Below are 23105 nucleotides of genomic sequence, written 5' to 3'. Positions count from 1 at the left end.
GAGCTTCACATAAGTTAGATATTTTACGGGAGGCATACAGCATTGGCTCAATTAAAGGAAATGGCGTTTGCGCAGAAAAATAGAATGATCCAACTAGTTATTTATGCGCTTTTTTCAGGATTAGCTATTATCGGGCAGGCTTACTTTATTGTTACAATTGTTGATCGAGTCTTTTTGCAGAAACAATCTTTTCAGGAGGTTGTACCAGCCTTGATTGGATTGTTGGTAGTCCTTATTGCAAGAGCTACTTTCAATTATTTAAGTGGACGGACCGGTGTCAAAATGGCTTCAAAAGTAAAGGGTGATTTACGTCAATCCCTTTTAAATAAATTTTCAAGTAATCCTGTCCAGGCATCTATTAAGGGACAGTCCGGGCAGAAGGTAAGTGTGATGATGGATGCGGTAGATGAAATTGATAGTTATTTCAGCAGTTATATCCCGCAATTAATCCAAACGTCGATCATTCCGATTATTATTTTGATTACTGCATTTACGCAGCATATGTATACAGGATTGATTATTCTAGTAACAGCACCATTTATTCCTATATTTATGATTATTGTTGGCGGGAAAACAAAAGAGAAGTCGGAAGAACAACTAGATAAAATGGCCGCTTTTTCCGGACGTTTCCTCGATACATTACAAGGGCTGACAACCTTGAAGCTATTTGGTAAAGCAAATCGTCAAAAAGAAGCAATTCGTAAAAGTAGTTTGGATTTCCGTGATGCAACGATGGAAGTTTTAAAAGTTGCGTTTGTCTCCACATTGATGATGGAGCTTATATCGATGCTCAGTATTGGATTGATCGCGCTTGAATTATCACTTAGATTAATTGTCTTTCAAAATATTTCATTTTTCACCGCTTTTTTCATGCTCATATTGGCGCCTGAATTTTATGTGGCGCTGAAAGAATTAGGTAATGCATTTCATACAGGGAGAGGCAGTATGGGAGCAGCGCAGAAAATTCAAGATGAATTAGCTGAAAGTGAACAGGATGTTTCGTGGGGAGAAGCCAGTTTAAATACACAGGGAAATCCGCCACAGCTTGAACTGAAAGCAGCAGGGTTTTCATATGGGGAGGATGCCTTTGCATTAACCAATATCAGTGCGGAAATCCGTCCCTATGAACAAATTGCGATTGTGGGAAAAAGCGGTGCTGGCAAAACAACTTTGCTGCATGTCATTGCTGGGCTTGTCCCCCTTTCTGATGGTGAAATTTTAATTAATGGTAAATCTCGTTCGTCATTTAGTGAGAGAGATTGGTTTGATCAATTAAGTTATATTTCTCAGGATCCGTATTTGTTTTCGGGAACGATAGCGGACAATATTGCAATTGGGGCGACACAGGCGGCATCGAGAGAAGAAATCGAGCAAGCAGCAGAGAAAGCGGGGATCGCTAAACTGATTCGTTCTCTTGAAAATGGCTATGATACAGCTATTGGTGAAGCGGGCAGGGGCCTTTCCGGTGGAGAAAAACAGCGTGTAGCGATTGCAAGGGCCTTTTTGAAAAAGCCCTCCATTATTGTGTTTGATGAACCGACAACTGGTCTTGATCTACAGACGGAACGTATTTTACAACGTTCGATTAAGGAACTTGGTGAAGCATCAACCGTCATTACAGTTGCACATCGTCTCCATACCATTGCCAATGCGGACAACATTTATTTCCTGCAGGCTGGGAAATTGCATGCGGTGGGAACCCATGAGGCGTTAATGAATGATGTAGCCGCATATCGAGATATGGTAACTGTACAGCAAGGAGGACATACGCAATGAAGGATTTAGCACTTGTTGTTAAACTCACTGTGATGGAGAAAAAGGACATTTTACTGTCGATTATTTTCGGGTTTGTGACCGGAATAGCAGCTGTTGGTCTATTTGCGGCCAGTGGCTATTTAATTTCAAAAGCTGCCTTGGCTCCGCCACTATATGCTTTGATCATACTTACAGCGTCTGTGAAAATGTTGGGATTCATCCGGGCATTTAGTAGGTACGGGGAACGATATTTTTCCCATCGGGCAACCTTTACGATGTTAAGTAATTTACGCGTTTCCTTTTTTGAAAAACTGGAACCATTAGCTCCAGGGATTTTTCAAAAGTTCCGGAGTGGAGATCTACTAGCCCGGATTGTTGGTGATGTAGAGACACTACAAAATTTCTTCTTACGTGTTTTCTATCCGCCAATCGTGTTGATCATGGTATTCTTAAGTACGATATTATTTACATCGGTTTACTCTGTTCACGTTGCGTTCATTTTATTGGCAGGTCTTTTGTTAACGACCTTTATCGTGCCAGCTTTCTTCGCGTTAAAGCAGGGGAAAGTGGATCGAAAAGTACGGGAAAGACGTGGGAATTTATCTACAGAAGTGACAGAGTTTCTGTACGGATATCGTGATTTGAAAATATACCAGCAGCTAGAAGACAAAGAGGCACAGCTGAAACAGGTTTCCCAAGCTTATATCGAGGAACAGCAACAGGAGGGAGTCCATCATATTTTTAGCCAATCCGCTAACTTAATGGTTTCCTTGATTGTTTCATGGTCGGTGCTCGGTGTTGGTGCTTATTTAGTTGCAGATGGCCAAATGGATGGGATTTTCTTGGCCATGTTTCTAATGATTTCATTGACTGTGTTTGAAAATGCCACGCCAATGGCTGCATTTCCGATCCATTTGCAGGATAGTCGGCAGGCAGCAAATCGACTCTTTTCCGTTGTCGGTAAAGATGAAGATGCAGTAGACGAGACGGTTGATGACATGCAGGAATGGGTAGCAGTTGGTCAGGCGCCTGCAATAAAAATGACGGATGTTTCCTTTTCTTTTCCGGAAGAAATAAGGCAAACGATTAAAAATGTTTCTTTATCCCTTCCGGCAGGCTCAAAAACAGCAATTGTCGGTCCGAGCGGTTCCGGAAAATCAACGCTTCTACAGCTGTTATTAAAGATTAGTGTTGTTGATCAGGGAGAAATACGAATGGGTGACATTGCAATGAATCACATCCCACAGGAAAGCATTTGGGAAAAAGCGAACGTTGTTTTACAGAAAAACCACTTTTTCTATGGCAGCTTACGTGAAAATTTGCAGCTTGCGAAAGACACAGCAAGTGATGATGAACTGGAAGCGGTACTTAATAAGGTACAACTGGAATACCTATCATTATCTGATCAGGTGTTGGAAAAAGGTGAGAATTTGTCTGGCGGTGAAAAACAGCGCTTAGCAATTGCACGAGTCATGTTAAAAGATGCGCCACTATGGATTTTGGATGAACCAACCTCATCTGTTGACGCATTAACGGAAGACCATATTTACCGTCATCTATTCGACCAAGCGGAAGACGATACACTCGTACTTGTGAGCCACCGTCTGACAGGTATGGAGAAGATGGATCAAATCATCGTGATGGAAGAAGGAAGTATTGTTGAAGCAGGAACCTACAGCGTACTGATGGATAAACAAGGATACTTCTACGAATTGAAACAAATCGAACAAAGTGTATTTATGTCTTAAAAGAAGGCTGTTTTCACATAGATTGTGTCATTCAGCCCACTGCACGAATACACGCAGGAGACCCATGAGCCTCTGACGTACAGGACGTACTAGTGGAAAATATCCGAAGTTCTTTACGGTGAAATATTGAGTCAACTTCGTCACTTGAAATCTGTGTGTAAATCCGAACTATTTGGATGTGTGCTAATACCGTTGATTTCCACTGCAGGCGGACGCTTTCCGCGGGCATGGCTTGAGCCTCCTCGTTCGCTTCGCTCACTGTGGGGTCTCAAGGCTCATGCTATTCCCGCCGGAGTCGCCGCCTTCCGTTCCAATCAACGATGTAGTGCTCCGAATTAATGAATGATAACTGTTTGTGTATACTTCGGACTTAGAATAAGTTGAGATGTCGACATCAAAAGTAAAGCAAACCACTGAAAATAAAAAAACATCTTAGCAAATGGAATACGCGAGACTCCAGCGGGATAAAAGGCCTTGATGAGACCCCGCAGAGCGTAGCTCAAGGAGGCTCATCAGCCGCCCGCGGAAAGCGAGTGTATTCCATTTGCGGTAATCGGAGAGTTATGTCATGCTCCACACCTATCTTCAAATATACAATTGTTCATTTCAATGTTGTGGAAAAGACTTTTGAAACAAAAAGATGGACCCAGGATTCCTGGGTCCATCTTTATTTATCTCTTTCTCGGGCAGCCCCATCTTTAGGAGCGATCCAAAATGTAATAACGAGACCTGCGATCAGTACAATAAAAGGAGCGACAAATAACATAAAACTATCCATTTTCAAGTCACCTCTTAGGCTTTATTTTTCTTATTACCTTTCACATAATCCTTATTGAATAAAAACAGTCGCATCAACAAGTACAAGGAAGGTATCAGCAACGCCAGTCCAGCTATAAATGCTACAATGAGCGCAATGGCCATGGCATCGTTTGTGAAACTGTCATAAATCGTCAAATAAGGATACAACAGGTATGGGTAATGCGAGACACCATATCCGTAAAATGCGAGCGCGAATTGACCTATCAATAAACCAAAGGCGAGTCCGTATTTTTTTCGTTTCCAAATGAGTACTACCGTTGCAATAAACAACAAGAATGATAATCCGAATACCCACCATAGATCCACCATCCGTGTAAAATGTTCGGGATTATGAAAGCTCAATTCATAAATGATACCTAATGCAGTGACGATGGTAGGTAATGCCCAAATTAAAGCATATTTCCGCATTAAGTTTGTTGCCTCAACGTCCTTGGCCTTATTTGCATACCAAGTGAGAAAAACAGCAGATATATATAATACGGCAATAATACTCAGTACTACGATACTCCATGTTAATGGGCTACTAAATAATTCCCAATAATCGAGAACCGGGTTGCCGTCGACCATGGATACAAACCCGCCTTCCGATATCGTGAGCACGATGGAAAACGAGGCAGGAAGCAATATTCCGGCCATCCCGTACATAAATGCGTACCCTTTGTGCCCCTGAGAGCCGTATGATTCAAAAGCATAATAAGATCCGCGGATTGCAAGCAGGATAAGCGCGAAGCTTACCGGGACAAGCAGTGTTGTACCATAATAAAATGCTGTACTCGGAAAGAATCCAACGATCCCAACGAAAAAGAATACGAGAAACACATTGGTAACTTCCCAAACAGGTGAAAGGTACCGTTGAATGATCTTAGAAAGTATATGTTGTTTCCCCCGGAACTCACTGTACGCATTAAAGAATCCGGCGCCAAAATCAATTGAAGCGACGATGACATAACCAAATAGAAATGTCCAGAGTACCATAATTCCCAGAATTTCTAAGTTCATGTCTCTTCACCACCTTTATTAGGATATCTTTCCAGAAGTTCCTTCTCAACTGGATTACTTCTAAACATCCGTTTCAGTACAACGACTGTACCGACGCCTAAAATCAGATACAATAATGCAAACAATATAAACATCCATCCGACATGATCACTGGTGGTTGCTGCCTCAGAAGTGGTCATAATGCCACGGAGTATCCATGGCTGCCTGCCAACTTCAGCCATCCACCAACCAGCCTCGATACCAAGGACAGATAAGAATCCACCTAAAACGATGATCCAGTAAAAAGGCCTGGAATGAACAAATGTCCATTTTCGCAAATTACCTACCCAGAAGACAAGTGAGATTGCAATCATGATCATCCCAACAGCTACCATCGTGTCAAAGAAGTAGTGGATGATAAGTGGTGGTGTTTCATCTTCTGGAAATTGATCCAGCCCAATTACTTCCGCGAGAGGATCATTATGTGCCAGTATACTGAGTCCGAATGGAACTTTTAAGGCATACTTTATCTCTGTGCCATCTAAATAACCAAACATGACAAGTGGTGCAGCTTCTTCCGTTTCAAAGTGCCATTCGGCAGCAGCTAGTTTTTCCGGTTGATATTCAGCTAAATATTTACCGGAGAAATCCCCAATCAAAGCCGCAGCGATAGAGAAGACAAGTCCCACTTTCATCGTGAGATAAAGTGCCTTTCTGTGATAAACATGATCGGATCCTTTTAACAAACGAAACGCCGCAATTGCTGCAAGTATGAATGCGGATGTCATGAATGCCGTCACAACAACATGTGATACTTTTGTTGGCATAGCGGCTGTAAACATGGCGAGAAGCGGGTTTACATTGATAAGTTCTCCATTGACCAGTTCAAATCCACCTGGCGCATTCATGAATGAATTGACCATCGTGATGAATACTGCAGAAAAAGCCCCGCCAACTGCAACAGGAATTAATAGTAATAAATGTTTGCGCTGATCTTTAAAACGATCCCACGTATATAAATAAATCCCTAGGAAGATTGCTTCAAAGAAAAAGGCAAAAACTTCCATAAATAGTGGCAGTGCGATCACATTACCTGCAAGCTCCATGAAATTCGGCCATAGTAATGATAGTTGTAGACCGATTGCGGTTCCTGTTACAACACCAACCGCAACGGTGATAACAAAACCTCGTGCCCAGCGCCTTGCGAGTACAATGTAATGTTCATCATTTTTTTTAATTCCAACCCATTGCGCAAGCATGATCATGAGCGGTACACCGACCCCGATCGTTGCGTAAATAATGTGAAATGATAGCGTAAGCTCGGTTAATAACCGACTATTAAGTACTGAATCCCCACTTAGCAAGGGTGACCCTCCTTTTAAAATAAAATTTCTTACGTGCACACTTGAGCATAAGCATTTTCAAGTTATGTTTTATGGAATTAACCCTACTATCTATCTTACCCTTAAATAAGAATTTTGAACGCCTCTTTTATGACGAATTTATAACTTACCATTGAACAATAGGTGAATGTTTCCTTTTTCATCAATAAAAAGAGATTAAAAAAAGCAGAGGTGTCTTCTATAGTTACATCCCTGCTTAATTAGTATAATATAAATCGACTTTATATAAAAATTATACGTTTCTGCGTACACTTAATGACCCATCGTAGTCGCTATCAAACAGCGGATCATGTCCCATTCGTACCTTATCATCTGCAACTACCAATATTTTACCAGCTTCAATAGCTGTCATATAGACTGTTGCATGCTTGTCGGAAACGCCTAAATGAACTAACTTGTCATGCATATTCAATGTTGAATCTTCCGTATGAACGAATATATTCTTTACCTTATCCATCAATGTATCCTGTTTTACCTCATCAGAATCGGATTTATCTGTTTCCACCTTTACTGCCGTCCGCTTCTTTAGTTCCTCCATATGATCTTTATTTGTGAAGATAGAAATATCATCAGCTGTTGTCCCTTTTAATTGTAATCCGTCCACCAAGGCAACTGCTTCGTCTACAGAAGGAAAAGGACCATATACTTCGTTAGACATTTTTTTCATCTCCTTTTTATAGAAGGCTGTTCTCTAAAAGATGGGGACTGCACCTTGAGTTTGTCCCATCAGTATATGAAAACAGCCAGTTAGAATATCCTATATTGTGTCTACCCGTTCATATAAATTTAAAACTACAAATATTGGATTTTTGCCTATTTTCCAGAAGGAAGGGCACCTATCATAGGCAAACGAATAGAATGATGAATGAGTTTACTAACCTAAAAGGAGAATGATATATGCATCGCAATTGGAATCATCAAAATCCATATCAACAACAGCGAAACCCATATCAACAACAGCCAAATCCGTATCAAGAACAACCGAATCCATATCAAGAACAACCAAATCCGTATCACCAACAACCGGAATGGCAACAGGACCAAGGATGGAATAATCCTATGAATTATGATAACGGGCAGCATTTTCATCGCCAGATTACAATTGAAGAGGCAATGAATATTGCGCTTGAACAGGTGCCTGGGCAAGTCGTAAAAGTGGAAATGGATACGGAAAAAGGTGTGCGAGTATATGAAGTGGATATTGTAACAGCACAGGGTGTAAAGTATGAAGTTGCTGTTAATATGAACACAGGTGAAATAGTAGAAATAGAATTGGATTAAATGAAAAAGCGGGGGACAGTGATTGATCCAGTTCCCCGCTTTTTTTCGTTATGTTACCGATCCTGCAACAAGCTGGAAGCAGCTTCCAATGCGCTTTTATCATTTTTAATATCCCCGGGTCTGCTTGCTTTTCCGATTATATATCCCTCGAATGACATACTGTAATACTGGCAAATATATTGGAACTGTTGAATAAGCGGTAATCCTTTTATACGCGGTTGGTCGCCACCAACAGCGATAACATAAACTTTCTTTCCCTTCATCCCTTGCTTAAAATGAGCATAATCGGGATCCCGCATAATTTGTGATGAGCGATCAATGAAGATTTTCATTGGGCCTGACATGCTATACCAATAAATCGGTGTTGAAAAAACAATGACATCGTGCGTGAGGATTTGACCAATCAGTTTCTTATGATCGTCCTCGACCTCTTGGAACCCTTCGTCTGCATGTCGTTCATCGACAATCGGATGTATCGTATGATCCCGTAAATAGATATGTGTTCCCCGTTCTTTTGAAATAGCCTGGTAGGTTAAATATTCCGTATTCCCATTTTCCCGACTGGACCCATGTATGATTGCTATTGTCATGCCCATTCCTCCTTGTGATTCTTACTAAATACGTGTACAGATCATTCAGATCGTAAGTAGCACGCCCTATATTCTTTTATTGTTGTTCATAAAGGTAAATTGGTATAATGAAGAAAGTAAATCATTAGTATCCTATTAACCATGCAAATAATATGTGATTTTGTATGTAGTTCAGCTAATGGAAAGGAGCGTATCAGCAATGAACTTTATCTCCATCGATTTTGAAACCGCCAATGAACAGCGGCATAGTCCATGTGCGATTGGTGTTGTTGTTGCCAATGAACACGAAATTATTGATGAGTTTTATAGTTTAATAAACCCGCTAATGGCGTTCAAATCAATGAACACCTATATTCATGGCATTACTGAAAAAGATGTGCAGGAAGCCCCAACGTTTAAGGAGTTATGGCCGACACTACATAAATATTTGGCGCATCATGTAGTCGTTGCTCACAACGCCAGTTTTGACATGAGTGTGTTGCGAAAAACGTTGGATTATTTTCACCTGCCATATCCTGAAATGGAATATCTTTGTACCGTGAATATAGCTAAAAAGGTTTGGCCTGATTTGCACAATCATAAACTAAATACACTGGCAGCAAGTCATGGTATTACATTTGAACACCACCACGCATTGGAAGATGCTAGGGTGGCGGCAAAGGTTTTAATGAAAGCAATGGAAACTTATCAAACCGGATTCCTTGACCAATTTTTGGAGAAATGTCAAATGACAAAAGGAAAAATTTACGATCACGGTTATTTCCCGCCAAAATTAAAACGGTCCAAACGAAGCAACAAGCTTTACATTTAGTCTAAATCTGTATCAATTAAATCAGATTAGGAAACCATACGATAAAAGTATATGCTTATAAGTGACGATACATGAAATGGAGGAACATATATGGATAAAAAACGTTGGATTGCGTTGGTTATTGCTGCGGTTTTATTTGTTATTTCAATTGGCTTTCAACTGACAACGTCGATTGCAACTACTGACTTCTCGAAACTATTTAACCAGGGTGAAAAGAATTTTAATGAAAAAATCATTGATAACGGAAAGGGTACGGAGAAAATCGCTGTATTAAATCTGGAAGGAGTCATTCAGGGTGGTTCCGACAGTAGTTTGTTGACTTCAAATGGATATAATCATAAACGATTTTTGGAAATGCTTGAAGAAGCAGGGGAAGATAGTGGAATAAACGGCATTATCTTACAAGTGAATACGCCTGGTGGCGGTGTTGTTGAGAGTGCGGAAATCCATGATAAAATCAAAGTAATTCAGGAAAAATATGAAAAGCCTGTGTATGTTTCCATGGGTAATACAGCAGCATCAGGTGGTTATTACGTCGCTGCTCCTGCTGATAAAATTGTAGCCCATCCAGCCACATTGACCGGCTCCATTGGTGTCATTATGGAAAGCATGAATTACGCGGAATTGGCGGACAAACTTGGCATTGATTTTAATACAATAAAAAGCGGGGAATTCAAGGATATTATGTCATCAAATCGTGAAATGACGAATGATGAACGTGACATTTTGCAAACAATGATTGATGAGCTTTACGATGAGTTCGTACAAGTAATTGTTGATGGACGGGGATTATCAGACAAGGAAGTAAGGCAGTTAGGTGATGGACGTGTCTATACTGGAACCCAAGCAAAAGAAAATGGTTTAGTTGATGATTTAGGTTCTATGGATGATACGATTGCCATGATGAAGGACGATTATGATTTGAAAAATGCCACTGTCATCGAATATGAGAATAATTCCCCTATTAGTGAACTAATCGGTGGAAAAGTGCAAAATATTTTTGGTTCGGAATCTGATTTAGTCGGTATGAAAGAACTATTAAGGGACTCAGGTGCACCACGTGCCATGTATTTATATTCCAAGTAGGGAGGAACCGTTATGAGTGAAGAACAAACTGTATATACAACATCGGAAAACACGCCTCCGATTGGCGAAACAAGGTATGCAGGTTTTTGGATGCGGTTCTGGGCATACCTGGCCGATTTAATTGTTATCTTTAGTATAAGCGGTATTTTGCTCATCCCGTTTCAATTTATAAATGACGGTAAAGCAATTGATATCGGCTTTTGGACGGTAACAGGGATCATAGGAGCAGTTGTTTATTATGTCTATTTTTTATTAATGACCAAGTATTTTAGTCAGACGCTAGGAAAGATGATATTTGGAATAAAAGTAATTCGTGGGGATCATCAACCATTGAAGTGGGGGGATCTGCTATTTAGAGAAGTGATAGGCAGGTTTATCCAACGTGTGTTTTTTATTACCATGTTTCTTTACCTCGTTGTTGCTTTTAATACGGATAAACAAGGGATTCACGATATGATTGGAAATACAAAAGTAGTTTTTACAGATTAGGATAAGGCCTGGGGGAATGGTACTCCAGGCTTTATTACATGTAAAAGTATAAATGAATGGCGGCCAATATACCTACCGCTCCAGAAACACACTACGCTTTCCGCAGGCTTGCACTGAGCCTCCTCAGAAAAGAATCCCACTTTTCTTGCGGGGTCTCAGCGACTGCGCTTTTCCTGCAGGAGTCTACGTGTATTTCCTCCGCTATGGTGATGGGAGCGGAGGGAAGTCGACTCCTGCGGGAAAAGCAACAACTGAAGATCCCGCAGAAAGTGTTCTTTGCTTTCGAGGAAGCATTGATGAAGGTCGACTAAAACCGCCCTTTGCGGGCAACGTCGACATACCCCTTGCCGAGGCACCCGCGGAAAGCGACTTCCCATAGCGGACATCTTACTTGATAGAGGATCTATAAGGACCAAGTGGTCTTCTTGGATTTTCTTATTATATAAGCTTGCCACATTTAATTATCTGAATTAAAATAAGAAATAGAATATTTAGTGTGGAAACCATTATAAAATCTATTGGAGGAGTGGTAAAAATGCAAACGGAATCACATGTAAATGATGAACTGGATCAAACGTTGTCACGCGCCCGGCGTAATACACTAGGTGATCTATTGGCAAGGACACGCGATCGAATGCCGGAAAAATTTGCGTTTGCCTATCAAAAGGAGCGCGTTAACTACGCAGAATTAGATGATATGGTCAATCAGACATCACGGGCATTTTTAGCGGATGGCATGAAGAAAGGGGATATGATAACCGTCATGTCCAAAAACAGTCTGGATTTTGTTGTCGTTAATTTCGCTTTGGCTCGGATTGGTGCTGTGATGATCCCTATCAACTATATGTTGTCGATGGAAGATGTGCAGTATATTTTGGAACACGCTGAAGTAAGCGGATTCATTGCTTCTGAAGAATATGCGCCAATCCTCGATCAGTCTGTTGGAAGATTGGAAATTAAACAACGATATTTGATAAATACTTCGGAATCAAGCGATCCTTCCTGGATAACATTAGCCGGGGCTCGTGCGGACCAATCGACTGCTTTTGTTGAAGCGGAAATTGCTGATGATGACTTGGCACAGGTGCTGTATACAAGTGGTACTGAATCACGTCCGAAAGGCGTCATGCTCTCTCATAAGAGTATTGTTAGTGAATACGTCAGCAGCATTGTGGATGGAAAGATGGGGGCAGAGGATGTGGCCGTTCATGCACTGCCACTTTATCATAGTGCACAGTTACATGTGTTCCTGGGACCAAGTGTTTATTTAGGCTCCAGCGGGGTTATTTTGGGAGAAGCAAGCCCAGAATTGATTTTAAAAACTATTGAAACAGAGGCAGCAACGCAATTATTTTGTCCTCCAACAGTTTGGATCGCATTATTACGTCATCCAGATTTCGATAAGCGGGATTTGTCGACACTGGAAAAATGTTATTATGGTGCAGCGATTATGCCACGGGAAGTTTTAAAAGAATTGGCCGAACGATTGCCAAATGCACGTATATGGAACTTTTATGGACAAACGGAGGTTGCCCCACTTGCAACGGCACTCCAACCGGAAGATCAATTGCGGAAACTAGGGTCTGCCGGCGTACCTACATTAAATGTCCAAACAAAAATTGTGGATGAACATGATCAGGAAGTGGCAAGGGGAGAAACCGGAGAGATTGTTCATCGAACGCCACATGCAATGAAAGGATATTTGCATGATCCGGATAAAACGGCTGAAGCATTCAAAAATGGTTGGTTTCACAGTGGCGACCTTGGTGTCATGGATGATGAGGGATATGTCACGATTGTTGATCGTAAAAAGGATATGATCAATACAGGTGGTGAAAATGTTTCGAGCAGAGAAGTGGAAGAAATCATTTACCAAATAGATGGTGTATCAGAAGTAGCGGTAATTCGTATTCCTGATGCTTATTGGATCGAAGCGGTGACTGCAATTATCGTTTTAAAAGAGGGGAAAAGTTTAACGACGGATGATGTCATTGATTTCTGTAAAGCGAAATTAGCAAAATATAAAGTACCGAAACATGTGGAGTTCATAAAGGATATGCCAAAGAATCCGAGCGGAAAAGTTTTGAAACGTGCTTTGAGGGATCAATACGAGCAGCTTGGAAAATCATAATCCGAGCTAAACAGGAAACGCTATGTACTGGAGGTGATTCTAATGCCAAAAAAGAATGATAATTGGAATGAGACGCGGGTCCGTACGAGTGTGAATCCACAAGGATACGCTGAGGATGAAGCAGATCAGGAGCCAAAGTCCCAGCTTGAGCAGCGGGCGAAAAAGAAGCAAACAAAGGGTTAATAGGTGAGCAAATAGCACAATTATAAAAATAGGAAGTATTTTTCGTTGCAGTTTTTATGCGGAAGGGTTATAATGAATTTACAAGCTACGATGTTCGTATGAATTTAAGTTTTAACCTCTAACAGATGAATAGGGAGTTTTACATTGAAAGCGAAATGTCGCGCCGTCATTATGCAGCGGAAGACAAGAAGCTTTCTGCAAACACCCACTTGGAGAAGTGGTGGTTTAAAACTTTTTATTAAAAATACGGCAATTGTGGCCTGTATCTTTTACAAATAACCGGGACCAGTTTCTTCAATAGAAACTGGTCCCTTTTGTATAAGTAAATGTTTTATCGTTTATTTGTGTAAAGTATTATACATATTGCGGGAAAAAGAATAGAATGATAGTAACTTTGAGGAGGGTTTGGATGACATTTCAGTATGAAGGGCTTGATCATGTACATCTGGCAATTCCAGTTGGTGGGGAAGAACGCGCGCGAAAGTTTTATTGTGGGATTCTTGGCTTTGAGGAAATCGAGAAGCCTGCTTTATTACGGAAACAGGGTGGTGCATGGTTCCAGCTGGGATCAGTAAATATCCATGTTGGACTCGAGGATCCTTTTATTGCAGCCAAAAGAGCTCATCCAGCAATCCGTGTAAAAAACATTATAGCGATGAAAGACTACTTACATGGGAAACATGTGGATTTTGTTGTGGATGAACGCCTTCCAGGAGCGAATCGTTTTTATGTAAGAGATCCATTTGGAAACCGGATTGAATTTTTGGAATGGGAATGAGGAGACTGCATTCGCGAATCCGATGGAGGCGCTCGATTTAGTTTGGACCTCTTTCACCAGCATATTGGATCAAATCCCAGTGCTTCTCCCAGTTTTTTTGATTGATTCGTGTTTGATAAATGTTCATTAATTGTGCTGATTTTCTAAAGCACGGGGTAGGATGAATGCGCATTGCTAGTACCTCCTTTACCCCGTGTGGTGCAGTTAGTCTGAGTTGATTATTTTTATCAAGCTGGATTCCCAGAGCCGTTACGGTTTCTGGGAATTTCCCAATTGCGTCTTCTGCACTATAGTAGGGATCTACGTTATTTCGCAAATGCATTCTTGCCTGGTTTTTTATGGACCATGGAATGTCAGGCATGATTTCACACAATATTTTTTCCAGCTGTTTTTCTTCTGCCTCGCTCATATTCTTTTCATCAAAGTAAATGACATCAATATCAGGTAGCGGAGTTCTCTCCTCAAATTGATGTAACGTATCCCAAATTTTAGATCGTACAAAACCTGCACAAATCCACCAATCAGGCAAATCTAATGTTTTCGCTGCCTGCAGGATATCCATCATCCATTGATCCTTAGCTATTAAAGCAATCACATCTTGTTCATCTTTTAAATCCACGGTGACAACCTCCATGTCGATGCAAATCGTTTTTCTAATCTTCATTTGCAACCTTTTGATAGATCTGCATTTTTTTCCGGTTAGCCAGCGCCGAAATAATACTATGCAAGATCATTCCAATGATAACGAGTCCCATTCCAATAAAAGAAACAGTGCTTGGCAGTGGGGCACTCAATAGTAATAATTCGCCACATAAAGCAAAAACGACTTCCCCAGATTGGGTGGCTTCCACGCCAGCTAATTTTTGGTTATCATGTTGCACCATTTCTGTTGCATAGAAAAATAGCACTGTCGCAATGATTCCAGAAGATATCGCAACAATAAAAGTTTGTAACATCTGACCCGAATTTGGTAGGCCGTCTACAATGATCCCAAAGATAGAAAGGATAATCCAAAAGGGCATCGAAGCGATTGTCATACCAAGTATACGTTGGAAAGTGTTCAATTCACCTGAAACAACTTGCATCATCTTCCGATTACCGAGTGGATAAGCAAATGCTGATATAATAAGTGGTACAATACAAAGCACAACACTCCTCATTGGAACGGACGCAGCATGTTCAAATTGCATAATAAATACGCCAGCCAGAATAATCAAGGATACGAGCACACTTTGAATGGGGATACGTTGTTTCACTTTTTTATCCATAAACGGAACGAGCAGTGATCCAGCAATGATTGTCAGTTGAAAAGTTGCGGCAACAAGCCAACCTGGACCATAGATAGTTGCAAATGTGAGCGGTGCATAGAATAGTCCAAACCCTACCGTACTCCACGCAATCCAGGCAAGTGGCGCTTTTTTCATATGTACGATAACCGGTTTTACATTACGTTTATATCCTACGATGATGAATAATATTGGCAACATAAATATAAACCGAAGCGATGCACTCCAAATCCAACTCCCACCGTCTAATTCCATGGAACGGTTCAATACGAATGTAACAGAGAAAAATAATGCCGATAATATACCGATTAGAATTGCTTTCACTAAATCACCCCGGGCATCCTGTTTGATATTTCAAACTTATTGCTATCATATCAAAATTTTCTCTTTTAGAATACCTTCCATTGTTGAAATCAACCCATTGTTCGAAATTCATTGTCAAGCGCTCGAAGTTTACGATTTTAGCTCTCCGGTCAAAGGGAAATCAATGAAACTAACATAAGAGAACTGCTCCCTTTCATATAATAAGTAACGGCATATAAGAAGGGAGGCATAAAAATGGGCGTAAAATTAATTAAGATCGCAGTTGTTTATTTTATGATTGGTATTACGTTTGGATTGTACATGTCCGCATTTCATGTGTTTGATTTAGCCACAGTACATGTTCATGTTAATTTATTGGGCTGGATGTCCCTTTCGATAGCTGGTATTATTTATATATTAGTCCCTGCACTAGGAAAAACAACGGCTGCAAAAATCCATTTCTGGCTCCATAATATTGGACTTCCAGTAATGATGATATCGATTGCAGGTGGGATATTAGGATGGGGAGAAGTATTCTTTCCCATTGCGACGATTGGTGGAGCATTAACAGTAATTGGTATCTTTTTCTTCGGTTATAATATATTAAAGAATTTAAGCAGTGGAACAAATTAACAGAAAAGGACTGAACAAAGCGCTCCATTAATTCTTTTATAATGGAGTGCTTCTTTATTTACATAAAATAAAGGAAGCAAGGGAATTTTGCCGAATTACTATATAGACTGACAACTTTTAGTATTGGAAGGATATATGGATACAAGCAGCATGATAAAACACAACTTAATCGATACATATGTGGCGGTTCCGCAATATCTCTGCAGAGAATTAACAAAAGCATCCAAATATATTGTAAAATAGATGAGAGGCTATAGATCAAGACAGGCCAACTTAAAATATATAACAGGAGTGAGGAGCGTTGCTAACGTTGCCAAAATGGTTTTGGATTATTTATTATATTATATTGTTTTCAACATTAATTAGTGGCGTTATTAACTGGGTTAGACAAAGATATAGTGTTCTGTCAGCGATAACGATTATACTTTCATTGCTCGTGCCAATGGTCAGTTTTGTTTATACTGTAGGAAGGACAGAGGGGCTAAATGAATTTCAATACTTGTTTGCCCAACTTGGTTCAAAGGATCCATGGGCTTTATTTATCGTTTTAGGTTACTTGTATTTATTGGTTTGGTGGTACTTCTTTATAAGTAGTCTCAGGTCCATTCAGTTATCACCCAGATTGAATAAAGTATTAGAGCCAATTGAAGCTTGGTATAGACAGACCTTAGCTAGGAAGAAAAAAGAAAGAGACGGAAACCGTGATTAGGAGTGAGGAAGAACGATGAAGATTTCACAGTTGCAGCCCGAGCAGCTTTCTGATCGACAAAGAACAGAATTACTTTTTAATAACTTAGATGATAATTATAAATCGGGAGACTGTATCTTTGTTCCCGGAAGCAGTAGGGCAGTGGAATATCGATTACCAAAAGCAATTCAATTATATAAGGAGGGCAGAGCCAATAAAATCTTGTTCTCTGGTGGCGTCATTTGGAAAGGAACTAATTTGACAGAAGCTGAGTTGCTAGCAAATGAAGCAATGAGACTTGGTATACCTAAAAATGATATTCTGGTTGAAAAAGTATCGCGACATACAAAAGAAAATGTACTTGCTTCCATGCTGATTCTGGATAGGGCATACGATCTGCATCATATCAATCGACTTATTATTGTAACAGCAGCGATTCACATGCGGCGCATGCATTTAGTGCTGAAAACGTACATGCCAAGCTGGATTACTTATTCATTATGTACCGTTGATGATCGAACAACCCAGAAGAGCAATTGGTTTAATTATCCATTTGGTCGTGAGCGTGTAGAAAGAGAAGCAAGTAAACTTATTGACTATGTGAAGCGAGGGATTATTATCGATGAGGAAGTAGAGATATCTGGTGATTAGTTGCCCAAGTTATAAAATATTACTGGATTCGGAGTGAGGAGAAAGGTTGGGGTTGAATAAAAGCTATACGACCTCGCTGTGAAGCTTATTAAAAAAAGATATTCTATAGATTGGAGAGGCGCAGCAGCAATATATACAATGAAAAAAACAAAATTTCGAGAGGGGCATCCATTTATGAAGGAAAATCATCCAATAATTGAATATGCAGAGGAATTCTATTACCAAGGAAATGATGTAGGCGTTTTGGTCATTCATGGTTTTACCGGTTCGACGCAAAGTATGCGATATCTAGGTGAACGTATTGCTGAAACGGGATATACGGTTTATGGACCGAGATTAACTGGCCACGGGACACATCAAGAAGATATGGAAAGAGCTTCATTCAACGATTGGATAGGGGACGTGAAATCGGGGGTGGAAAAGCTTAAAGAAACGTGTACAACTATTTTTGTCGCAGGGCTGTCAATGGGTGGAACGTTAACACTTTATCTCGCAGAACAGTATCCGGAAATTGCAGGAATCATGCCGATTAACGCAGCAATAGATTTACCTGGGATGAGAGATTACTACGAAGAAATCGCTGATGGAAGCGAGCGATTTGTAGCTGGGATTGGATCAGATATCCTGAAGCCCGGTGTCGAAGAGCTTGCATATCCATTAACACCAGTGAAATCGATGAAAGAACTATTGAAGTTAACAGATGAAGTCAGAACAAATCTTCATAAAGTAACAGCACCAGCACTGATATTTTCTTCCATTGCTGATCATGTTGTACCACCTCAAAACTCGAGGGAAATTTACAATACAATTTCATCAGAGAATAAAAATACCGTTCATTTAGAAAACAGTTATCATGTGGCAACGCTTGATAATGATAAAGAATTAATTGCGGATCAGTGTATGGCGTTTATCAAGCACATTATGCGGAAAGATAAAACGTGTTAGGAGGTTTTTCTGCATGGATATAGTTGGAGGAATTAACATGGGAGACATGCATGATATTTCAAATTATTTTCCTTCTCATGATCATTGCAATTATCGTCGCGGTTATAAGTGCGGTTGTAGTAATGTTTAAAAGGAATGAGCGATTATCGCGTATCGAAGAAAAGAAAGATGAGGATTCATAAAGGAACATATATTTTTTTGCTGATAGTGTTTTTATCCATTTTAGAAAACTTGGCATTCGCCATGTCTTCAGGCGAAATGCTTTAGTTGCACTTATGCAGAAATAAAATATGGATATATTTTATTTATAGCAAAATAGACCTCTCTTAGGTTTACCAGCCGAGTGAGGTCTATTCCTTACTAGCGCTGACCCCTCTTGAAGGGTGAGCGGCTCATTGCTGACCGAGGATATTCGCGTATCTTCGGTTTTTATTATTTTACGCTTGCTTAATCTTTTTATGTATAATATACCACGAAAATCCAATTTACAAACAAAAAGTGCACGGAAGCTAATTCTGAAAAGGTGGGTTTAACATGATGCAAGCAGCACTGCCAATATGACACTAGATGAACGCAGTTCTTTTTATGTTATAATGAAAATCGTTAAATAATACATAGGTTACTCGGGTGTATGTAGTGTATATAAAAGACAAATTTAAGTAAATAGATAAATGAGGAGAACTGTCAAGTGAAAACAGAAAAAGAGAAAATGCTAAGCGGAGAGTTATTTTATCCGGCTGATCAGGAATTAGAAGCGGAACGTAATCTTGCAAGAAGTATTACGCGATTGTTTAACCAAACGAAGGAGACGGAATTAGAAAAAAGAACGACACTTTTAAAAGAATTATTTGGTTCAACTGGAAAAGAATTATACATAGAACCAAGTTTTCGTTGTGATTATGGTTATACAATTCATGTTGGTGAGAATTTTTATGCAAACTATAATTGCGTCATATTGGATGAAGGTGGCGTAACGATTGGTGATAATTGCTTTATTGCGCCTGGCGTTCACATTTATACGGCTACACATCCGCTAAATCCATATGAGCGTAATACAGGCGCAGAATATGGGAAGGCAGTTACGATCGGTAACAATGTATGGATCGGTGGGGGAGCGATCATTAACCCTGGCGTAAATATTGGAGATAATGTTGTTATTGCATCTGGTGCCGTTGTAACAAAAGATGTATTGGATAATATGCTTGTAGGTGGAAATCCTGCCAGAGTGATAAAGCAAATTGAAGTTTAATTTATAGGAGGCAAGCCATTGCTTACGAATCTATATCTTGTAAGACATGCACATTCCATATACACCCCTGATGAGTGGAAACGTCCGTTATCTACACGTGGATTTCGCGATGCAAGACATGTTACAAAACTGCTTCAATATCAAAAAATGGATCATATCATTTCAAGTCCTTATCAGCGAGCAATCCAAACGGTACAGGGTGTCGCTGATTATTATGATAAAAGGATCGAGATCATAAATGAATTTAAGGAACGTAGATTGGCAGAAAACGCTGTTACTGATTTTCAAGCGGCGATCACTAAATTGTGGAATGATTGGCAATTTTCCTGGGAGGGTGGAGAATCGAATGCTTTTGCCCAACAGAGAAGCATTCGGGCCACATATGATATACTAGAAAAATATAGCGGGAAAAACATTGTAATTGAAACGCATGGTAATATCATGGTGTTGATCATGAATTATTTTGACCCGAGGTATGACTATTTCTTCTGGGAATCGCTTAAGATGCCGGATGTTTACCGCCTTACATTTAATGGTATTCATTTCATGGGGGCTAATCATATCGTAGAGAGTGAGGATAAGAAGTGACTAAGAAATTGATTTCATTTGAACCTGTATTACCCGTAAATCCAAAAGTGTTAATCCTTGGTTCCATGCCAGGCGGTATTTCACTAGAAAAACAAGAATATTACGGGAATCCACGTAATCATTTTTGGGACATTTTATTTACACTTTTTGATCAGGAAAAAATCATAAATTATGATGAGAAGCTTTCTTTTGTAAAAAAGCATCATATCGCATTATGGGATTCCATCGGTGCTTGTTATCGTGAAGGAAGTTTAGATATGAATATCACAGCGGACGAGCCAAATGATATCATTGGTTTGCTTAATGATTACCCCAGCATTCAAATGATCGCTTGCAATGGCACCAAATCCTATCAAACGTTTATGAAAAGTTTTCCAAAAAGTGAACTGGGAAATGTCCATGTCGTGAAAATGCCATCCACAAGCCCAATACCGGGTCGTTACACCAAAACCTTCGATGGAAAAGTACAGGCATGGAAACAGATTTTGGACTTTATTTAGTTGTTTTTTAAAATGAATAGCATAGAATAAAAATGGAGTCATAAGCGGCAACTTACGACTCCGGCAGATAGGAACAAGGCGCGGAAGCTTTGTTTCAGGGAATGAAAAAAAGTAATTATCCCGTATGTCTTACAATTCTAGGATGAATTACTTTTTTTCTTTGCTGTTCACAATTAACAAGACGAGTGTGGCGAACAAAAATATCAACTCAAGTGTGCTGTCAATTGGTATCACGAGCTTTCAACCCCTTTCATGAAGGGCTTAAGCGACCAAGTAAAAGACATTTAAATTTCCATTTGCTCTTACTGCTTTAACAAGCTTACCTCGTCCAATCTGTTCTTCTTATTATACTACATAAAAAATGGTAAATGTTGTAATTTTTGAGAAATGGTACAATGTTCTTAGGTACTTTATAGTATGAATGGTTTGAATAATAGGAAGATTGTATATTTAAAGTAATGTTGTAAAGGTATGTACTTGAACTAGAGACTAAGAAAAGCATCGCAATTACAAGGAATCGTAAATTAACGAACTTAAAGTAACAGATGCAAATATTGAACATGGCGATTATCAAAATGATCGTCTTTTTATAATGTGAAAATAGCGTATAAGGATTCGTAATATTATGCTAACATATATTATATGTAGTTATAATACGAGTGCAATAGATCAGAAAGTTTTATTGCAGTTTGGCGGGTTTGGAAAGGGGATTTTAAAAATGAAAGCTGTAGTCCAAAGTGAATTTGGCGATGCGAGTGTACTTACCTATTCAGATATTGAGATACCAAAAATAGAAGATAAAGCATGCTTAATCAAAGTAGCTTTTACGAGTGTGAACTATGCGGATATAAAAACACGTATTGGAAATAAAGGAAAAGAAAGTTTTCCTTTCATATTGGGCTTGGATGCTGCGGGAACCATTGTAGAATCTAATGCAAATTCGCCTTTTTCAATAGGGGATCGTGTGATTGCTTTTCCTAAAAGCGGCTCATATGCAGAATATGTTATTGCAAATGAACCATTAGTTTTTAAGATTCCAGATAGTCTATCATTTGAACAAGCTGCAGCAATGCCAACTGTATCCATGTTATCGTATATTCTTTTACATGAAATTGGGCAAATAAAAGCATCTGATTCTATTGTTATACATAGTGCAGCTGGCGGAGTTGGTTCGATGCTTGTTCAACTAGCTAAATTAGCTGGCGTTCAAAAAGTTATTGCTACTGTTGGGAATATAGATAAAGTAAATTATGTGAAAAAATTAGGCGCTGATGTTGTATGCACTTATGAATCATTTACACAGGAAGCCTTAAAGCAAACAAATAATCAAGGAGCAAATATTATCTTTGATTCAGTTGCTGGTGATGTTACAAGTATGAGTTTGGACTGCTTAGCATTATATGGCACACTTGTACAATTCGGTAATAGTAGTGGTAAAGCAGGTACCTTTAAAACAAGCGATGTTCATAGTAGTTGTAGAAATGTTAAGGGGTTTAGCTTAGGCACAACGAGAAAACATCATCCAGCAAGATTAACACCTGTTGCGGAAAAAGTGATAGAACTATTTGACTCAAAACAGATTAAGCTTCGGATAGCACAAATATTTCATTTAAGTGATGCAGCAGAAGCACATCAACTAATTGAAAGTCGTAATTATGAAGGAAAGGTTTTGCTTAAAGTTTAGATATCAGAATAGATCCTCTTTTACGATCAGTACTTTAATGAATTTAGAATTTTCATTCTTAAGATTTTGGAGGTGTTTTATGTTTACATATACGATTAACAAAGATAGCGAATTGAGTTTATTAGAGCATGCTGAAAAACTTTTCTGAGTGGTTATACGATAAGTATGTAGACCATGATGTATTTGGCTTAATGTGGGATGACTATAAGTGACACCATGGAAAACACAAGGGTTTCAGTTAAATGATTTGCCAGTATTATATGATATTTGCTAGTAGCTTCATAGAGATAAAAGCCCTGTATGACGAACTTTATAATAAGTTGGTAATAGCGGCAGATGAAAAATTTTTAATGGAAACAGAAGAAGATTTAAGGGTATAAAGCCTAGGGGTTAACTGTCTAACATTGGTAGTATTTGATATTGGAATCCATATGAAGAAGTTTAGGGGGACAAATGGAATACTGTGATTTAGTTGAAAATACTATAGATGAAACGTATTACCATTTAATTAGGAAAGCTCTTATAC

Annotated in this window: 25 protein-coding genes and 1 other RNA gene; 19 read left to right on the top strand and 7 right to left on the bottom strand. The window is 39.3% G+C overall.

Annotated elements, in window-relative coordinates; all coding sequences use genetic code 11:
* Positions 1 to 42 precede the first annotated feature (42 nt).
* Both cydD and cydC read left to right on the top strand, forming a co-directional pair.
* Positions 43 to 1776: a thiol reductant ABC exporter subunit CydD gene (cydD, locus tag JOC34_RS13020; protein ID WP_205137218.1), complete on the top strand. Its 1734-nt coding sequence runs from the start codon at positions 43 to 45 to the stop codon at positions 1774 to 1776.
* Positions 1773 to 3503: a thiol reductant ABC exporter subunit CydC gene (gene cydC / locus JOC34_RS13015; protein ID WP_205137217.1), complete on the top strand. Its 1731-nt coding sequence runs from the start codon at positions 1773 to 1775 to the stop codon at positions 3501 to 3503. The genes cydD and cydC overlap by 4 nt, the downstream gene beginning before the upstream one ends.
* Before the next feature lie 667 nt (positions 3504 to 4170).
* On the opposite strand, the gene cydS is transcribed toward cydC, so the two are convergent.
* The 4 genes from cydS to JOC34_RS13000 all read right to left on the bottom strand — a co-directional run bounded on the left by cydS (position 4171) and on the right by JOC34_RS13000 (position 7361).
* Positions 4171 to 4281 (bottom strand): cytochrome bd oxidase small subunit CydS family protein, encoded by a 111-nt coding sequence (cydS, locus tag JOC34_RS22245; protein WP_420856143.1) that lies wholly within the window; start codon positions 4279 to 4281, stop codon positions 4171 to 4173.
* A 14-nt stretch (positions 4282 to 4295) separates the two neighbouring features.
* Positions 4296 to 5321: a cytochrome d ubiquinol oxidase subunit II gene (locus JOC34_RS13010; protein ID WP_205137216.1), complete on the bottom strand. Its 1026-nt coding sequence runs from the start codon at positions 5319 to 5321 to the stop codon at positions 4296 to 4298.
* A complete protein-coding gene (locus JOC34_RS13005) occupies positions 5318 to 6664 on the bottom strand; it encodes a cytochrome ubiquinol oxidase subunit I (protein ID WP_205137215.1) in 1347 nt (448 codons plus the stop codon). Before JOC34_RS13005 ends, JOC34_RS13010 begins: the two co-directional genes overlap by 4 nt.
* 271 nt (positions 6665 to 6935) lie before the next feature.
* Positions 6936 to 7361, bottom strand: coding sequence for a general stress protein (locus JOC34_RS13000; protein ID WP_205137214.1), 426 nt, complete (start codon positions 7359 to 7361; stop codon positions 6936 to 6938).
* Between the two features lie 239 nt (positions 7362 to 7600).
* On the opposite strand from JOC34_RS13000, the gene JOC34_RS21795 reads away from it, so the two are divergent.
* Complete coding sequence (locus tag JOC34_RS21795) at positions 7601 to 7984, top strand: PepSY domain-containing protein (RefSeq protein ID WP_239544365.1); 384 nt, start codon at positions 7601 to 7603, stop codon at positions 7982 to 7984.
* Positions 7985 to 8037: 53 nt separating this feature from the next.
* On the opposite strand, the gene JOC34_RS12990 is transcribed toward JOC34_RS21795, so the two are convergent.
* A complete protein-coding gene (locus tag JOC34_RS12990) occupies positions 8038 to 8574 on the bottom strand; it encodes a flavodoxin family protein (RefSeq protein WP_205137213.1) in 537 nt (178 codons plus the stop codon).
* A gap of 178 nt (positions 8575 to 8752) precedes the next feature.
* Between JOC34_RS12990 and JOC34_RS12985 the strand changes: the two genes are divergently transcribed.
* The 7 genes from JOC34_RS12985 to JOC34_RS12955 all read left to right on the top strand — a co-directional run bounded on the left by JOC34_RS12985 (position 8753) and on the right by JOC34_RS12955 (position 14052).
* The gene (locus tag JOC34_RS12985; protein ID WP_275577701.1) at positions 8753 to 9385 is read left to right on the top strand and encodes a 3'-5' exonuclease; all 633 of its coding nucleotides are present in this window, start codon (positions 8753 to 8755) and stop codon (positions 9383 to 9385) included.
* 90 nt (positions 9386 to 9475) lie between these two features.
* Complete coding sequence (sppA, locus tag JOC34_RS12980) at positions 9476 to 10471, top strand: signal peptide peptidase SppA (RefSeq protein WP_205137211.1); 996 nt, start codon at positions 9476 to 9478, stop codon at positions 10469 to 10471.
* A 12-nt stretch (positions 10472 to 10483) separates the two neighbouring features.
* Positions 10484 to 10960, top strand: a complete 477-nt coding sequence (locus JOC34_RS12975) for an RDD family protein (protein ID WP_205137210.1) — start codon at positions 10484 to 10486, stop codon at positions 10958 to 10960.
* Positions 10961 to 11495: 535 nt separating this feature from the next.
* On the top strand, positions 11496 to 13091 hold the full coding sequence (locus JOC34_RS12970; RefSeq protein ID WP_205137209.1) for a fatty acyl-CoA synthetase: 1596 nt from the start codon (positions 11496 to 11498) through the stop codon (positions 13089 to 13091).
* 42 nt (positions 13092 to 13133) lie between these two features.
* Complete coding sequence (gene sspL / locus JOC34_RS12965; RefSeq protein WP_205137208.1) at positions 13134 to 13274, top strand: small, acid-soluble spore protein L; 141 nt, start codon at positions 13134 to 13136, stop codon at positions 13272 to 13274.
* Between the two features lie 79 nt (positions 13275 to 13353).
* Positions 13354 to 13540, top strand: a non-coding RNA gene (gene ssrS / locus JOC34_RS12960) — 6S RNA.
* Between the two features lie 143 nt (positions 13541 to 13683).
* Positions 13684 to 14052: a VOC family protein gene (locus JOC34_RS12955; RefSeq protein WP_205137207.1), complete on the top strand. Its 369-nt coding sequence runs from the start codon at positions 13684 to 13686 to the stop codon at positions 14050 to 14052.
* A 37-nt stretch (positions 14053 to 14089) separates the two neighbouring features.
* Here the strand turns inward: JOC34_RS12955 and JOC34_RS12950 are convergent, their stop codons facing one another.
* Positions 14090 to 14671, bottom strand: coding sequence for a nucleotidyltransferase family protein (locus JOC34_RS12950; protein WP_205137206.1), 582 nt, complete (start codon positions 14669 to 14671; stop codon positions 14090 to 14092).
* 34 nt (positions 14672 to 14705) lie between these two features.
* Positions 14706 to 15662 (bottom strand): multidrug resistance efflux transporter family protein, encoded by a 957-nt coding sequence (locus tag JOC34_RS12945; protein WP_205137205.1) that lies wholly within the window; start codon positions 15660 to 15662, stop codon positions 14706 to 14708.
* Between the two features lie 234 nt (positions 15663 to 15896).
* On the opposite strand from JOC34_RS12945, the gene JOC34_RS12940 reads away from it, so the two are divergent.
* From JOC34_RS12940 to JOC34_RS12905, 9 genes are all read left to right on the top strand, one after another.
* Complete coding sequence (locus JOC34_RS12940; RefSeq protein ID WP_205137204.1) at positions 15897 to 16274, top strand: cytochrome-c oxidase; 378 nt, start codon at positions 15897 to 15899, stop codon at positions 16272 to 16274.
* Between the two features lie 301 nt (positions 16275 to 16575).
* Positions 16576 to 16983 carry a hypothetical protein gene (locus JOC34_RS12935; RefSeq protein ID WP_205137203.1) on the top strand — a complete coding sequence of 136 codons (408 nt, stop codon included), beginning with the start codon at positions 16576 to 16578 and terminating at the stop codon, positions 16981 to 16983.
* Between the two features lie 15 nt (positions 16984 to 16998).
* Positions 16999 to 17613, top strand: a complete 615-nt coding sequence (locus JOC34_RS12930) for a YdcF family protein (protein WP_205137202.1) — start codon at positions 16999 to 17001, stop codon at positions 17611 to 17613.
* Positions 17614 to 17787: 174 nt separating this feature from the next.
* Complete coding sequence (locus JOC34_RS12925) at positions 17788 to 18558, top strand: alpha/beta hydrolase (RefSeq protein ID WP_205137201.1); 771 nt, start codon at positions 17788 to 17790, stop codon at positions 18556 to 18558.
* 50 nt (positions 18559 to 18608) lie between these two features.
* Positions 18609 to 18740: a hypothetical protein gene (locus JOC34_RS22000; RefSeq protein WP_275577700.1), complete on the top strand. Its 132-nt coding sequence runs from the start codon at positions 18609 to 18611 to the stop codon at positions 18738 to 18740.
* 506 nt (positions 18741 to 19246) lie between these two features.
* A complete protein-coding gene (locus JOC34_RS12920; RefSeq protein WP_205137200.1) occupies positions 19247 to 19807 on the top strand; it encodes a maltose acetyltransferase domain-containing protein in 561 nt (186 codons plus the stop codon).
* A gap of 18 nt (positions 19808 to 19825) precedes the next feature.
* Positions 19826 to 20395, top strand: coding sequence for a histidine phosphatase family protein (locus JOC34_RS12915; RefSeq protein ID WP_205137199.1), 570 nt, complete (start codon positions 19826 to 19828; stop codon positions 20393 to 20395).
* Positions 20392 to 20895: a DNA-deoxyinosine glycosylase gene (locus tag JOC34_RS12910; protein ID WP_205137198.1), complete on the top strand. Its 504-nt coding sequence runs from the start codon at positions 20392 to 20394 to the stop codon at positions 20893 to 20895. Before JOC34_RS12915 ends, JOC34_RS12910 begins: the two co-directional genes overlap by 4 nt.
* Before the next feature lie 718 nt (positions 20896 to 21613).
* A complete protein-coding gene (locus JOC34_RS12905; protein ID WP_205137197.1) occupies positions 21614 to 22579 on the top strand; it encodes a quinone oxidoreductase family protein in 966 nt (321 codons plus the stop codon).
* The last annotated feature ends 526 nt before the right edge of the window (positions 22580 to 23105 follow it).

Origin of the sequence: Virgibacillus halotolerans, from assembly GCF_016908515.1 — a bacterium.
GTDB classification, from domain to species: Bacteria; Bacillota; Bacilli; order Bacillales; family Amphibacillaceae; genus Virgibacillus_M; species Virgibacillus_M halotolerans.
Note: the sequence above shows the minus strand (reverse complement) of the source record. Positions and strands in the feature narration are given on the sequence as shown.

What these genes read in the sequence shown, in the direction of transcription:
- JOC34_RS12940 (WP_205137204.1), top strand. Translation starts at nt 15,897, where the DNA reads ATGGGCGTAAAATTAATTAAGATCGCAGTTGTTTATTTTATGATTGGT.
- JOC34_RS12975 (WP_205137210.1), top strand. Translation starts at nt 10,484, where the DNA reads ATGAGTGAAGAACAAACTGTATATACAACATCGGAAAACACGCCTCCG.
- JOC34_RS12990 (WP_205137213.1), bottom strand. Translation starts at nt 8,574, where the DNA reads ATGACAATAGCAATCATACATGGGTCCAGTCGGGAAAATGGGAATACG.
- JOC34_RS12955 (WP_205137207.1), top strand. Translation starts at nt 13,684, where the DNA reads ATGACATTTCAGTATGAAGGGCTTGATCATGTACATCTGGCAATTCCA.
- JOC34_RS22000 (WP_275577700.1), top strand. Translation starts at nt 18,609, where the DNA reads ATGATATTTCAAATTATTTTCCTTCTCATGATCATTGCAATTATCGTC.
- sspL (WP_205137208.1), top strand. Translation starts at nt 13,134, where the DNA reads ATGCCAAAAAAGAATGATAATTGGAATGAGACGCGGGTCCGTACGAGT.
- JOC34_RS12925 (WP_205137201.1), top strand. Translation starts at nt 17,788, where the DNA reads ATGAAGGAAAATCATCCAATAATTGAATATGCAGAGGAATTCTATTAC.
- JOC34_RS12930 (WP_205137202.1), top strand. Translation starts at nt 16,999, where the DNA reads ATGAAGATTTCACAGTTGCAGCCCGAGCAGCTTTCTGATCGACAAAGA.
- JOC34_RS13000 (WP_205137214.1), bottom strand. Translation starts at nt 7,361, where the DNA reads ATGTCTAACGAAGTATATGGTCCTTTTCCTTCTGTAGACGAAGCAGTT.
- JOC34_RS12905 (WP_205137197.1), top strand. Translation starts at nt 21,614, where the DNA reads ATGAAAGCTGTAGTCCAAAGTGAATTTGGCGATGCGAGTGTACTTACC.
- sppA (WP_205137211.1), top strand. Translation starts at nt 9,476, where the DNA reads ATGGATAAAAAACGTTGGATTGCGTTGGTTATTGCTGCGGTTTTATTT.
- JOC34_RS21795 (WP_239544365.1), top strand. Translation starts at nt 7,601, where the DNA reads ATGCATCGCAATTGGAATCATCAAAATCCATATCAACAACAGCGAAAC.
- cydC (WP_205137217.1), top strand. Translation starts at nt 1,773, where the DNA reads ATGAAGGATTTAGCACTTGTTGTTAAACTCACTGTGATGGAGAAAAAG.
- JOC34_RS12985 (WP_275577701.1), top strand. Translation starts at nt 8,753, where the DNA reads ATGGAAAGGAGCGTATCAGCAATGAACTTTATCTCCATCGATTTTGAA.
- JOC34_RS12970 (WP_205137209.1), top strand. Translation starts at nt 11,496, where the DNA reads ATGCAAACGGAATCACATGTAAATGATGAACTGGATCAAACGTTGTCA.
- JOC34_RS13010 (WP_205137216.1), bottom strand. Translation starts at nt 5,321, where the DNA reads ATGAACTTAGAAATTCTGGGAATTATGGTACTCTGGACATTTCTATTT.
- cydS (WP_420856143.1), bottom strand. Translation starts at nt 4,281, where the DNA reads ATGGATAGTTTTATGTTATTTGTCGCTCCTTTTATTGTACTGATCGCA.